We start from the raw sequence: 12,828 nt of genomic DNA, 5'->3' as shown, positions 1-12,828 counted from the left end.
GAGCCCGTGAGCGTCGAACAGCCGTCCTCCGGCCGCCCCACAGGACCACCCTCAGGCCCCTTGTCGGGCCCCTCCCAGCCGCCCGCGGGACCACCGTCCCAGCCGCCCGCCGACGGCGGAGGTGCGGGAGGCGGCGGTGACGGAGGCGCGGGCGGTGGTGGGCCCGGAAGTGGACCCGGGCACGACCGGCCCTGGTGGAGGTCGGTGCCCCGCATCGCGGTGCTCGCCACCTCGGTCGTGGCCGCCGTGGCCCTGATCGTCGTTCTCACCCGCTCCGACGGCACCACCGACCGGGCGAGCGGCGAGGTCTTCCTCCAGGCCGCGGACAAGTCGGGCCCGGACCCCTTCACCGAGTCCACGGCCAAGGACAGCTCCGCCCCACCGGCCACGACCCCCACCGCCACGGTCTCGACAACAGCCACCTCGAACGCCGTACGAGGCGTGGACGGCGGCGCCCCAGGTCTGTACGGCGGCACACGGAAGGTCGCCAGCTGCGACGTGGAGAAGCAGATCCGGGTGCTCGGGGCGGCCCCCGCGAAGAACGGGGCGTTCGCCTCGGTCCTCGGCCTCAAGCCCGCCGGGGTCCCCGCGTACCTGCGCTCACTCACCCCCGTACAACTGCGCATGGACACCCGCGTCACCAACCACGGCTACCGCGACGCGGCCGCCACCAGCTACCAGGCCGTTCTCCAGACCGGCACGGCAGTCCTAGTGGACGACCGCGGCCGGCCGCGTGTGCGCTGCGCCTGCGGCAACCCGCTCACCGACCCCGTACGACAGCAGAGCGCCCCGCGCACGAAGGGCGACGCGTGGCCCTCCTACCGCTCCTCGAACGTGGTCGTCGTGGCGCCCGCAACCACAGTCATCAACATCTTCGTCGTCTACGACCCCGAGCACGGCGACTGGTTCCACCGCCACCACGGCGACACGGGGCGGCACGACCAGAAGACCGACCCGCCGGTCGACCCGCCGACCCCGTCGGACAGTTCGTCGGCGCCATCGGCGGCGTCCTCGGAGCCGACAACCGCGTCGCCCGGCCTGCTGCCGCCGCAGTCACCGCTGCCGTGCGTGTCCTCACCCACCGCCTCCACCGGGACACCTGCCTCGCCCGCGTCACCGGGCACCGCGAGCCCGTCGGTCACACCCTGCCCGCCGACGTCGAGCGCACCCCCCTCCTCGCCCCCGGCCGTCGAGCCACCGTCCTCGGCCCCCGCTTCACCTCAGTCCCCGCCCGACGACGGCCTCTCCGGGTTAGCGCCTCAGCCGGAGTCCACCTCGCCGTCCTCCTGACTTCCGGGGGAGGCCGAGGAGACCGGTGGACTGCGAAGCGCGACTCTGGGTACGAGCAGTGATGCGACCGGGTCCGGCCGGATCCGGCCACCGAGAGAGCAGCACATGATCGAACAGCTGGGCGGAGCAGTGATACCGACTGGTTTCGGCGACCCCGTCGAACCGCTACGAAGGGCGACGCACTTCACCGGCGAGCCGGGCTGCATCGCCGAGGCACGTGCCTTCGCCACGAAATTCCTCGAGCAGTTGAGGAAGGAGTGGTACGCCCCGACGGACGAGCGTATCGACGGCGAACTGGTTCTGGTGGTCAGTGAGTTGGTCACCAACGCGGACCGGCACAGTCACGGCCCGTACGTTCTCGAACTTGAGGGCACGGAGAGCTCGGCGACGGTGTCCGTCTACGACAGCAGCGCCGCGCTGCCTCTGCGCTACCCCCGGGACCCGGAACGGATCGGCAGGCACGGTCTGGAGATCGTCCACGCACTCGCCACCGAGGTGACCGTCCGCCGGGTGCCGGTCGGCAAGTACGTCAGGGCCGTGCTGCCGCTCAATCCCCTCAACCCCGATCGGTGAGTCGAGACCGGACTCACTGGTCTCGACTCACCGGTTGATGGGGACGGGCAGGTCGACAGGGTCGACAGGCAGGTCAGGCGTAGTCCAGCTCGCCGAGCATGCCCTCGCGCAGCTGCGTGATGATGCGCTTGATCAGGCGGGAGACATGCATCTGCGAGCAGCCGAGCAGCTCACCGATCTCCGCCTGGGTGGCCTCCTCGACGAACCGCAGATGGATGATCCGATGGTCCCGGTCGCTGAGTTCGGCGAGCAGCGGGGCGAGCGACTGGAAGTCCTCGACCAGCCGCATGCCGTGTTCCTCGACCCCGATGAAGTCGGCCAGTACCGCTTCACCGTCGTCGGGCCCGTCGCCGGTCAACGCGGCGTCGAGGGAGGCGGAGTTGTAGCCGTTGGAGGCGATCTGGCCTTCGACGACCTCCTCCTCCGACAGGTTCATCAGTGTGGCGAGTTCGGCGACCGTCGGATCACGGTCCAGCCTGCTCGACAGTTCCTCGCGAGCCTTGGCCAGCTCGACACGCAGCTCCTGGAGGCGCCGCGGTACGTGCACCGCCCAGGTCGTGTCACGGAAGAACCGCTTGATCTCACCGACGATGTACGGCACCGCGAACGAGGTGAACTCCACCTCGCGGGACAGCTCGAACCGGTCGATGGCCTTGATCAGGCCGATCATCCCGACCTGGACGATGTCCTCCATGTCGTCGCCGCGGCCCCGGAAACGTCCGGCGGCGAACCGCACGAGCGACATGTTCATCTCGATCAGGGTGTTGCGCGCGTACTGGTGCTCGTGCGTGCCCTCTTCGAGTTCGTTCATGCGCCTGAAGAACTGGCGGGACAGCTCCCGCGCGTCACGCGGGGCCACCTTTCGCGGTTCCGGGATCCCGGGCAGTGGGGCGTCACCCGTCCTGGCTCCGGCGGTGTCCATGGCGACCTCTGCCTTCGACCGGATCATGGCGGTGTCCATTACCTGTACCTCTCCCACGAAAACATCGAGCTGCGGACGATGGAACGGTTACCGGACTGCGCGTACCCGGTCGGGCGCAGGGCATGCCACAAATATTGCTCCCTGCAAAAAAACCGGTGGACACACGGTGCGAAAAGCCCGCAGAACCATGGGTGTTGACCTGGCAGTAAGGACTGCGGGGCTGATCGTGGCGCCTGCGTAGACGTCGTGGAGCGATTGCGGTCCACGCCACCCGGAGGATCGGCGTAGAGCACCCGGTCCTGGTGCACCCCACCCGATGTACTCGCTGTGAAGGGCTTCGTGGTGCGCTCAGGAGACTCGTCTCGCCATGATCAGCTCATGGAGGTAACGCTTGTCGACCCGGCCGCCGTACCGCGTGTCGATCAGGTCCCGGATACCGGCGAGCAGGCCGTCGCGTGAGGGCGCGTCCAGCGCGCGGTGGTTCGAATAGGTGAGCAGGACGTCGATGTACTCGTCGACGGAGTACGCGATGTCCTGTGCGTGGCGCCGGACTTCGACACCGTCGAAGTGTTCGGACCGGTCCAGCTCGCCGGTGTCGGTCGCGGTGTCGGCCTCGTCGACCTGCCGGAGGCCGGGTGGCGTGGCCGGGTCCCACTGCTCGTAGCAGCGCTGCACCCGCTGGAAGAAGTCGACGGTGCCGCCCTTGACATGGTGCGTGGTGACGAGCGCGAGAAGCCCGCCGGGCCGGAGCGCCCGAGCCATCCTGGGCAGCCGTACCGCCGGGTCGAGCCAGTGGAACGCGGTCGCGCAGACGACCAGGTCGAACGGTTCGGGCGGCAGCGGCCAGTGCTCGAAGTCGGCGACCGTCACCTCCGCCAGCGGAAACGCCCGCAGGTTGTGCCGGGCCACGGCCGCCAGGGACGGGCCCAGCTCGACGGCCGTGAGCCGGCATCCCGTAGTGGCCAGCGGGACGGTGAGCTGACCCGTACCCGGGGCGATCTCCAGGACTCGGCTGCCCGGGCCGAGGCCGGCCGCGCGGACCAGGTCGTCCACGAGCGTCTCTGGATACCGGGGGCGGGCCCGGTCGTACAGTTCCGCCGCCTCGTCGAATGTGTCCCGCAGCATGTTCGCCCCTCGGCCCGTTCGTCCTGTCGTGGTGATTCCACCCAGGGCAGAATGCCGACCCCTTCCCTCGGAAGCGATCGCTTTTAGGCTGAGGAGGTGAGCAATCAAGCGCCGAACCAGGCCCGCGTGATCCCGCTGCGTCCGAAGACCGCACCGGCTCCGGCTCCCGCCGCCCCGATGACCCCGGAGCGGCCCGCACCCAGGGAACCGCTCTTCCGAGATCTGGTCGGCGACGTCCTGCGCCGCGAACGGCTCGCCCAGGAACGCACCCTCAAGGATGTCGCCGACGCGGCCAGGATCTCCATGCCCTACCTGTCGGAGCTGGAGCGGGGCCGCAAGGAAGCCTCCTCGGAGGTCCTCGCGGCGGCCGCCGGGGCCCTCGGCCTGGGCCTGGGAGACCTGCTGTCCCTGACCCAGAGCGAGCTGACACGGCACACCCGAAGCCGTACCAGGGCGCGTGCGACGACCTCCACCCCGTACAACGGGCTGTGCCTGGTCGCCTAGCAGGCTGGCGCGCGCCCGTCCGACGTGCCGCCGTCAGACATCGGCCAGGCGGCGGCTCACCACCTCGTCGGCCAGGCCGTAGGCCACCGCCTCCGCGGCGGTGAACACCTTGTCGCGGTCCATGTCCGCGCGCAGGGTCGTCACGTCGTGGTGCGTGTGCCGGGAGAGCACCTCCTCGACCTGTGCGCGGATGCGGACCATCTCCCTGGCCTGGACGGCCAGGTCGGACACTGTGCCCCGGTGGCCGCCGCTGGCCGGCTGGCCCAGCAGCACCCGGGCGTGTTCGAGGACGAACCGGCGGCCGGGATCGCCTCCGGCAAGCAGTACCGCCGCGGTCGAGGCCGCCTGGCCGACACAGAACGTCGAGATCGGCGCCCGCACGTAGGTCATGGTGTCGTAGATCGCCATGAGCGAAGTGAACGAGCCGCCGGGCGAGTTGATGTAGATCGCGATCTCCTGCTCCGGTGACGACGACTCCAGATGCAGGAGTTGTGCGATGACGACGTTGGCGACGCCGTCGTCGATCTCGGTGCCGAGAAAGATGATCCGCTCGGACAGCAGCCGGCTGAACACGTCGTACGACCGCTCGCCCTGCGGGGTGCGCTCGACGACGTTCGGAATCGTGTACGTCCCCATGTCAGAGCCCCATCCGTCGTCGCGAGGCGGCCGGGCGCACGTCGGCCAGCGAGCCGACCACCCGGTCCACCATGCCGTACTCCTTGGCCTGTTCGGCCGTGAACCAGCGGTCGCGGTCGCCGTCCCGCGAGATGGTCTCCTCGCTCTGGCCGGTGTGCTGGGCGGTGATCCGCTCGACGGCCCGCTTCGTGAACTCCAGGTTCTCCGCCTGGATCTCGATGTCGGCGGTGGTCCCGCCGATACCGGCCGACGGCTGGTGCATCATGATCCGCGCGTTCGGCAGCGCGTACCGCTTGCCGGGCGCGCCGACGCTGAGCAGGAACTGGCCCATGCTGGCCGCGAATCCCATGGCGAGCGTGGACACGTCGTTGGGGATCAGCTGCATGGTGTCGTAGATGGCGAGGCCCGCCGTCACCGAGCCGCCGGGGCTGTTGATGTACAGGCTGATGTCGGTGCGCGGGTCCTCCGCCGACAGCAGGAGCAACTGGACGCAGATCCGGTTCGCCGAGACCTCGTCGACCTGCGTTCCGAGGAACACGATGCGCTGGGCGAGCAGTTGGGCGGCGAGATGGTCGTCGAACCGGGAGGGCGGGGTGTCGCCCTCCTCGGCCCGGGGCAGCAGCGCCGGCCAGGGACCGGCGGTGGTGAGCAGGGACATAGGGGCTCCTCGTCGAGTCGTTGAGTCATCGATCGTGGGTCGTGGTTCGTCGATCGGCGGATGGCTCCGCGCTTCCCACTCTCGACCCGACTCGACGACGGAGGCCGGTTTCTCGGCCCGCAGCAGATTCGCCGACGGCAGAGGGCCCGGGCCGAGGAGGGCCCGGGCCGGGGCGTCACCCGGGCCGCTTCTCCGTGATGGGGGTGACGGCGATGCGGTCGATGACCGGTGCGTACGGGGATCGCTGGTCGTACTGGTTGTAGGTGTCGCCGTTGAAGTCGGGCAGTTCCTCGGCAGTGAAGGTGAGCCGGTTGGTTCCCTTCTTCAGGGTGAGCGGGACGGTCAGCTCCCAGAAGTTGTTGAAGTGGAAGGTCGTCGGGAACAGCACCCGGCGGGCCGGCCCGCCGTTGACGGAGAGGTCGGCGTGCCGGGCGATCGGGTCGGGGTTGTAGTGCGTGGCGGGCGGCTGTTCCGCGTTGGAGTAGCGGACGGTCACGGCGTGCCGGCCGGCCTTGTCGGCGACGACGTCGAGGGTGAGGGCGTTGGCCCTGCCGTCTCCGATGTCGGTGACCGCCCTGCCGCCGGTGGCGAAGGGGTACGCGTCGGTCACCTTGGCGGCACCGCTCAGCCGGCCGTCCTCCGCCTGGTAGATCCTGGTCGTCAGCGTGCCGCTGGACCTCCTGACCCGCAGCCGGTCGAGGACCAGTGTCCGTGAGGCGCCGGTGACGGTGATCTTGTTGATGCCGCCGGACAGGAACACCCGCACCCGGTCTCTGCCCTTCTTGTCACCCCCGACCTTGGGAACGTCGAGCTTCTCACCGTTGAGGGAGAGGCTCGCTCGGCCGCCGCCCAAGTGGTCGACGTACACGGTCGATTCACCGTCGGTGGGGGAGTGGACCCAGAAGGTCGCGGAGTCGCCCTTGGCCAGCGGGACCGTGCCGGGGCCCGAGGCGCCGGGGCGGGTGTAGGTGGGCAGGGTTCCGGCGAGGGTGGCGTACTCGGCCTCGTAGACCGCGGGTGCGGTCACCCGCGCGTCCCGCAGCGCGAGGTCGACCTTGTCGATGATGGCGTCGCCCTTGGTGGCACCCAGGTCGGGGTCCTTTGCGGCGAGGGTGATGCGGTGCTTGCCGGCGGTCAGCTTCACCGTGGTGTCGGTGTGGCCCCAGACCACCCACTTGTAACCGAGCGGCAGCCTGAGCTCCTGCGGATCGGCGCCGTCGACACGCAGGAAGACGTTGGTGGGCCCCTGCGCCTTCACCAGGTCGTACAGGTTGTAGGAGTTGGCGAACACACTGAGGTCGTACGTGCCGTCCTGCGGGACCTCCACGTCGAAGCCGAGGACCCCGTCGGACCCGGTGCGCAGGCCGCCGACGTTGTAGGTCCCGGACGTGGCGAACCCGCCCACGTTGGAGGGCGTGCCCTCGGGGCCGTTCTTCGAGTAACCGCCGCCGGTGTAGGTGGCGTTCTCGGCCTCGTACGTCCTGCGCCAGCTCACCGAGGGCTCGACGGACACTGCGCCGTGGCCGCCGGGGGAGAGGATGACCTGGTAGGCAGACATCTCGTTCATGCCGGTCATGGGCAGGGTGACGGCGCCGTCCGCGCCGACCGTCAGCTCCCGGTCGGCCAGCCGCAGCGGCTGGGCGGAGTCGCCGACCTGGCCGGTCCAGGGAATCTCCTGCACGGTGGCGTGCACGGCCTTGCCGAACAGTGCGGGGTCGATGTTCCGGAAGACGACGTCGGCGTCACCGCTCTTGCCGCCGAAGATCGCCCGCGACTGCTTCTTGGACTCGTCGAGGGTGGCGACGCCCTGGAGGGTGTACTGCTGGTTGGGATGCGGGGCGGTCACCTCGACCGTGTGGCCGGACATCTGCCCGTAGGCGTTGAACAGCCACCACTGGCCGTTGCCCTTGTTGGCCTCCACCGCCGAGTCGTTGAGGTTGCCGTCGATGTTCCAGTAGGCGAGGTCCGCGTCGATCTTCGACTCCTCGATGGCGGAGACCCACTGGACGACCTGACCGGGCACGGAGAGGTGGTAGTTGTGGCCGTACTCGTTCACGTTGACCGGCAGCGGGCCGACGCCGACGTCCTTCTCCATCTGCCGGTACTTCGCCACGTTGGTGCGGACCGCCGCGGGTGACGACAGTTCGTGCCAGGTCATCACGTCCGGCACCACGGCATTGGACTTGGCGTATCGCAGGAAGCCCTTGACCTGGTCGTAGAGGACGCTGGTGTTGGGTCCCGCGATGCGGGCGTCCGGGTCGAGGCCCTTGATGAGGTGGTAGACCTCCTTCCAGGCCGCGAAGTAGTACTGCGGGTCGTCGAGCCAGGAGACCTTGTTGTAGCTCCACTCGCCGGTGCCGAACATGTTCCCTTCGGGCTCGTTGAAGGGGACGTACACGACGTGGTCCTTGTACGCGTCGTCCAGGGTCAGGACCTGCTGGACCTGCTTCCTGATCTTCTCCTTGAAGTCGGCGAGCCGTGCCGGACCGTCCGCCCCCGGCCACTGGTAGGGGAAGCCGCGGTAGATGTCGGTCATGTAGACGTAGACGTCCTTGCCGCCCGAGTCCACGAACGGCGGCAGCATCTCCAGGGCGTCCGCACCCGGGTGCTGGGGGCCGTCCTGTGCCTTCGTCGACACCGTACGGACGTGCATGCCCTCAAGGACGTTGCGGCTGGGCACGCCGTCGCCGTACACGCCGTAGAGCGAGCCGGAGGCACCGCCGTGGAAGGCGCCGGTGTCGGTGGCGAGGTCGATGGTGAGCCGTTCGGGTTCCGCCGCGCGGGCCGTGCCGCCGGTGGCGGGTACGGCGAGCAGGGCGGCGAGGGCGGTGACGGCGGTGGCGCCGGCTGTGGTTCTGCTGCGGGTGCGTCGCACTGAGGTCTCCGTGAGGTGATCCGTCATGACTGTCGAACCGGTTCGAAGAATGCGTGCCGGAAGTTAGCACCGCCGAAAAGCGGTGAGCAATACCTTCAACATGGATAGGCTGACGGATGTTCGGAGATCCGTGTTCGTCATTGACATCGGCCGCCTCCGCTCTTAGCGTGCCTTCACGCGAACCGGTTCGACAGAGGAGTGGCGTGAACATCGGGGAGATCGCCAAGCGGGCCGGTGTCTCGCGGAGCACCGTGTCCTACGCGCTGAGCGGCAAGCGCTCCGTCTCGGAGGAGACCCGGCGCAGGATCCAGCAGGTGATCGACGAGCTGGGCTATCGGCCCAACGCCAGCGCACGTGCCCTGGCCAACGGCCGGACCAGCACCATCGGCCTGGTCTTCCCGCCGGCCGGGAACCACTACACCGGCATGCAGCTCGACTTCATCGGCAGCGTGGTGGAGGCCGCGGCGGCGTACGACTACGACGTGCTGCTCTCCCCGAGCGGTGTGGACAGCGACCGCTCGTTCCAGCGGCTGCTGGCGGAGCGCCGGGTCGACGGCGCGATCCTCATGGAGATCAGGCTCCAGGACGACCGGGTCGACCACCTGGGCGAGGAGAACTTCCCCGCCGTCTGCATCGGCCGCACGGCGGGCTCGGACCAGGACTGGTGGGTCGGTCTCGACCACACGGCACTGGCGGCGGCCTGCGTCAACCACCTCGCCGACCTGGGACACCGCCGGATCGCCTTCGTGAACCGGCCCGAGCACCTGCTGCGGGCCGGCTACGAGTCGGCGCACCGCGGTCTCGACGGCTTCACCAAGGCCGCGGCCGAACGCGGGCTCACCGTACGGACGTACTGCTGCGGCGACGACGCACCGTCCGGGCAGGACTGCCTGGAGCGGATCCTTCACGAGGACCCCGACACCACGGCACTGGTCACCCTGAACGAGGCCGCGCTCGGCGGTCTCTACCGGGGCCTGGCCGTGGCAGGACGGCACGTACCGCGCGACTTCTCCCTCACCGGGGTCGTGGCCGGACGGTGGGCGGAGACCGTGACCCCGCAGCTCACCGCGGCGGACGTACCGGCCGAGCAACTGGGCCGGCTCGCCGTCGAACTGCTCGTCGAGCGGCTCGACCACCCCGACGCGGCCCCACGCCACCATCTCCTCGCACCGCCCATCTCCCTGCGCGCCAGCACCGGCCCCGCCCCGACGCTCACGGTCGACGGCTGACAGCTCGTCCTTCCCTCGTTCGGGGTGACGTGGTCATACGGTGATCGAGGTGAGGGCCGCCCACAGCAGCGGTGAGTGCTCGATCCGGCCCCCGCTCCGCCACCGGTCGAGTCGCTCGCGCTGCCAGCGCCCGAGCCGGGCCACGGGATCGGCGTGTTCGTGGGCTGTGTCGACGGCGATGACCGCCTCCGTCAGCGGGCGTACGGACTCGGGCAGGCCGGCCAGGTGGTGGAAGGCGAAGCTGGTCGGCAGCACCCAGCGGGTGGCGGTGACCAGCTCGGCACCGTTGTGGATCATCGCTGTCGCGAGGCCGAACGACTCGGCGAAGCGGAGGTCTCCGCCGCTCTCGCAGCCGATGAGGGCGACCCGCGCCGGCGAGGGCCAGAGCAGGGCCCCCGGCTCGCCGTCCGCACGCAGGGGCAGTGTGCCCAGCAGGAGGTCCTTGGCCGACAACGGGCGATGACCACCGCGGAGAGGTTCGGCCAGGCCGGCGGTTCCCGGGCCGCAGCACAGATGGAGCGTGCCGTCCTCGCTCTGCCCGCCCTCTACCGGCGCGCCGCTCACATGCCCGACGTACAGGAGCCTGCGGGCCCCCTTGCGGAGCACCTGGCCCAGCCAGTCCCGGTCCAGGTCGGTGCGGCGGAACGCCTCCGCCGGGGTGGCGACGGCCGGCACGACGGCGCCGGTGTCGAGACGCCGCTGTACGAAGGACGACAGCTCCGGGTCCGATCCGGGCGGTCCCAGGACGGAGCCGAGCGTGGAGTCGGCCCGGAATCCGGGGATCCTGGGGTCGAGGACGAGAACGACCGGTCCGGTGTGCGCGGCGGTGTCCCGGTCCCGCGCCGGGCGTGCGGTGTCGGTCTGGCGTCGCACCGACACCGGTGCGGTGGTCACGACGTCCGCCAGCTCGATGAGCCGTTCGTCGGTGGAGCCGTCGACGGCGAGGAGTTCCCAGGGGACCTGGGCGACCCGGGGCGAGGGCTGGATCCGGACCAGCGGGCGGCCCGCCCGCTCGGACACCTGGCGTATCTGAGCCGTCAGCCCTTCCGGCCACAGCGCCTCTGCCAGCAGCCGCGCGAGCCGGTGCTCGGCCTCTTGCTCCGTCATCGCACCCGAGTCGAAGGCACGTCGCACTCCCGTCGCTCCCTCGCCCGTCCCCGGCAACGCGGCGGCCAACTCCCGCACCGCCCGGTTGACTTCGCCGGCGGGCCCCTGGCCGGTGCCGAATCCCCGGGCGCCGCCGGCCCAGGTCCAGGTCATGAACAGGTCGCCGGCGTCGGCCAGCCGGACCTGGACGACCGGGCGGCCCGTCAGGTCGTCGGTGAACCAGAACGGGACCTCTTCGTCGTTCACGATCCGCCGGTGATAGCGGAATTCGGCCCCCGCGATGTACTCCTGGAGCGCCACGCGACCGGCACCCTGCGCCGCCATCCGCACCTTCGGCGGCGGCGCGACGCGCAGGCCCGCGGAGGCGGCGACCTCTGCCGCCGCCCCGCCGAGGGTCATCGGGCCGTCGGGGTGCGCGTACGCCTTCATGGCCGCACTCGGGAAGACCGAATCGGCGCCCTCGGCGGACCCCGAGGGCGAAGCGTGGGGCGCTGCCGACGGCGTACGGTCCAGAGCCAGCAGAGCGCCCGCGCTGCGGTGTTCCACCAGCTCGAACAACAAACCCTGGTCCTGTCGGCGTACGGCGAGGCGGAAGGCCAACTCCATCGCGTCGTCAGCCAGTTGGAGCCACTGATGGCGTGCGCGGGCGGTGGCGAAGTCGAAGCGCGCCGCCTGAAGGGTCAGGGCGGCGGGAAGTGCGAGGGAGAGCGCGTTGTCGATCGACAGCGTCTGGTGGTCGCCGTGGTCGGTCCGGTTCAGGTTGTCCTCAAGGGTTCTCGCCAGCATGAGGTCGACCTGTGCGCACCGCTCGTACACCTCCCGGGCTTGGTAGATGTCCCGAGCCTCCTGGGCCAGCCGTTTCATCTCGGTGATGTCGCCCCGGTCGTAGGCGAGTTGGGCGCCCAGCAGCATGGTGTCGGCGGCGGCTATCGAGGCGCCGAGTTCCTCGAAGCGGGCCAGGCTCGCCGCCATCAGGTCGCCCGCGCCACTGCTGTCGCCGCGCCGGCCGGCGAGAAAGGCGCGGGCCTGTTCGCAGACAGCCAGGTCGCCGAAGCGTCGTTGCCGCTCGAAGAACGCGGACGCCTCGGCGAACAGCCGCTCCGCGACGTCGAGTTCGCCCCGGTCCAGCGCGACGTGCGCCCGGTGCGCGATCAGTGAGTGCTGCTCGCCGATGTCCCCCAGGGCCCGGAAGTGCTCCTCCGCACGGGCGAGGCAGTCCTCGGCCTCGTCGTAGCGCCCGGTCGAGGAGCAGATCAGACCGAGCGCGGTCAGCAGCCGCGGCACGGTCTCCAGCCCGGTCGCCTCCAGGGTGGACAGCAGCGCCGTCGCGTGTTCCTCGGCCGCTCCCCACTCGCCGCGCTCCATCAGCAGATGCACGCGGTTCGAGCCGAGTTCGGCGCCGCGCAGTCCTTCCGGATCGTCGAACTCGGGCAGCCTGGCCGCCGCTTCGTCGAGACACGCCAGCGCCTCGTCCAGACGTCCCGTCCTGCGCCGCAGGTCGGCCGTGGCGAAAAGAGTCTTCAGCAGGACTTCCAGCCACAGTTGACGGCCGCGCGGCCCCATCGGCGCGGCCGCGATGCTGTCGAGCAGGGCGCGGGACCGCTCGACGGCGTCCTCGGCCCCGGCGAGGTCCGTGGCGGTGAGCCGGACGCTCGCGAGGTTCGACAGCAGATGAGCCCGCAGGAACCGTACGTCGGGCGAGTCCTCGATGGACTCCGCCAGGGTGAGCAACTCCTCGTAGACGGCACACGCGGCCGTGAGGTCGGCGGCCAGCTGATGTTCCTCGGCCAGGGCGAAACCGCCGTCGAACGGCTCCCCGTACAGCGCCGACACGCCCGCGCCGTCGACCTGTTCGACCTGCTCGTCGTGTGCGACCTGTTCGCCGTGTACGACCTCGTCGTCCCGCATA

Annotated in this window: 10 protein-coding genes; 4 read left to right on the top strand and 6 right to left on the bottom strand. The window is 70.2% G+C overall.

Annotated elements, in window-relative coordinates; all coding sequences use genetic code 11:
- The first annotated feature begins 6 nt into the window (after positions 1–6).
- Together OHN74_RS02060 and OHN74_RS02055 are read left to right on the top strand one after the other, a co-directional pair.
- Positions 7–1,290 (top strand): DUF6777 domain-containing protein, encoded by a 1,284-nt coding sequence (locus OHN74_RS02060; RefSeq protein ID WP_327692762.1) that lies wholly within the window; start codon positions 7–9, stop codon positions 1,288–1,290.
- A 105-nt stretch (positions 1,291–1,395) separates the two neighbouring features.
- Entirely contained in the window at positions 1,396–1,863 is a 468-nt protein-coding gene (locus OHN74_RS02055) for an ATP-binding protein (protein WP_327692761.1), read from the top strand.
- Between the two features lie 73 nt (positions 1,864–1,936).
- On the opposite strand, the gene OHN74_RS02050 is transcribed toward OHN74_RS02055, so the two are convergent.
- Together OHN74_RS02050 and OHN74_RS02045 are read right to left on the bottom strand one after the other, a co-directional pair.
- A complete protein-coding gene (locus tag OHN74_RS02050) occupies positions 1,937–2,824 on the bottom strand; it encodes an RNA polymerase sigma factor SigF (protein ID WP_327692760.1) in 888 nt (295 codons plus the stop codon).
- Between the two features lie 309 nt (positions 2,825–3,133).
- A complete protein-coding gene (locus OHN74_RS02045; protein WP_327692759.1) occupies positions 3,134–3,910 on the bottom strand; it encodes a class I SAM-dependent methyltransferase in 777 nt (258 codons plus the stop codon).
- 96 nt (positions 3,911–4,006) lie between these two features.
- Between OHN74_RS02045 and OHN74_RS02040 the strand changes: the two genes are divergently transcribed.
- Positions 4,007–4,414: a helix-turn-helix domain-containing protein gene (locus OHN74_RS02040; RefSeq protein WP_327692758.1), complete on the top strand. Its 408-nt coding sequence runs from the start codon at positions 4,007–4,009 to the stop codon at positions 4,412–4,414.
- Positions 4,415–4,447: 33 nt separating this feature from the next.
- On the opposite strand, the gene OHN74_RS02035 is transcribed toward OHN74_RS02040, so the two are convergent.
- The 3 genes from OHN74_RS02035 to OHN74_RS02025 all read right to left on the bottom strand — a co-directional run bounded on the left by OHN74_RS02035 (position 4,448) and on the right by OHN74_RS02025 (position 8,583).
- Positions 4,448–5,050, bottom strand: coding sequence for a ClpP family protease (locus OHN74_RS02035; protein ID WP_327692757.1), 603 nt, complete (start codon positions 5,048–5,050; stop codon positions 4,448–4,450).
- A 1-nt stretch (position 5,051) separates the two neighbouring features.
- Positions 5,052–5,708 (bottom strand): ATP-dependent Clp protease proteolytic subunit, encoded by a 657-nt coding sequence (locus OHN74_RS02030; RefSeq protein WP_327692756.1) that lies wholly within the window; start codon positions 5,706–5,708, stop codon positions 5,052–5,054.
- Between the two features lie 175 nt (positions 5,709–5,883).
- Positions 5,884–8,583 (bottom strand): cellulosome protein, encoded by a 2,700-nt coding sequence (locus tag OHN74_RS02025; RefSeq protein WP_327692755.1) that lies wholly within the window; start codon positions 8,581–8,583, stop codon positions 5,884–5,886.
- 203 nt (positions 8,584–8,786) lie between these two features.
- On the opposite strand from OHN74_RS02025, the gene OHN74_RS02020 reads away from it, so the two are divergent.
- The gene (locus OHN74_RS02020) at positions 8,787–9,812 is read left to right on the top strand and encodes a LacI family DNA-binding transcriptional regulator (RefSeq protein WP_327692754.1); all 1,026 of its coding nucleotides are present in this window, start codon (positions 8,787–8,789) and stop codon (positions 9,810–9,812) included.
- A 33-nt stretch (positions 9,813–9,845) separates the two neighbouring features.
- Here OHN74_RS02020 and OHN74_RS02015 read toward each other — a convergent pair whose 3' ends face one another.
- Positions 9,846–12,827: a hypothetical protein gene (locus OHN74_RS02015; RefSeq protein ID WP_327692753.1), complete on the bottom strand. Its 2,982-nt coding sequence runs from the start codon at positions 12,825–12,827 to the stop codon at positions 9,846–9,848.
- Position 12,828 lies beyond the last annotated feature (1 nt).

Origin of the sequence: Streptomyces sp. NBC_00459 (assembly GCF_036013955.1) — a bacterium.
Lineage (GTDB): Bacteria > Actinomycetota > Actinomycetes > Streptomycetales > Streptomycetaceae > Streptomyces.
This window is presented reverse-complemented; position numbering and strand designations above follow the sequence as displayed.

Coding starts and splice junctions, on each gene's coding strand:
- OHN74_RS02050 (WP_327692760.1), bottom strand. CDS start 2,824: ATGGACACCGCCATGATCCGGTCGAAGGCAGAGGTCGCCATGGACACC.
- OHN74_RS02015 (WP_327692753.1), bottom strand. CDS start 12,827: ATGCGGGACGACGAGGTCGTACACGGCGAACAGGTCGCACACGACGAG.
- OHN74_RS02035 (WP_327692757.1), bottom strand. CDS start 5,050: ATGGGGACGTACACGATTCCGAACGTCGTCGAGCGCACCCCGCAGGGC.
- OHN74_RS02055 (WP_327692761.1), top strand. CDS start 1,396: ATGATCGAACAGCTGGGCGGAGCAGTGATACCGACTGGTTTCGGCGAC.
- OHN74_RS02045 (WP_327692759.1), bottom strand. CDS start 3,910: ATGCTGCGGGACACATTCGACGAGGCGGCGGAACTGTACGACCGGGCC.
- OHN74_RS02030 (WP_327692756.1), bottom strand. CDS start 5,708: ATGTCCCTGCTCACCACCGCCGGTCCCTGGCCGGCGCTGCTGCCCCGG.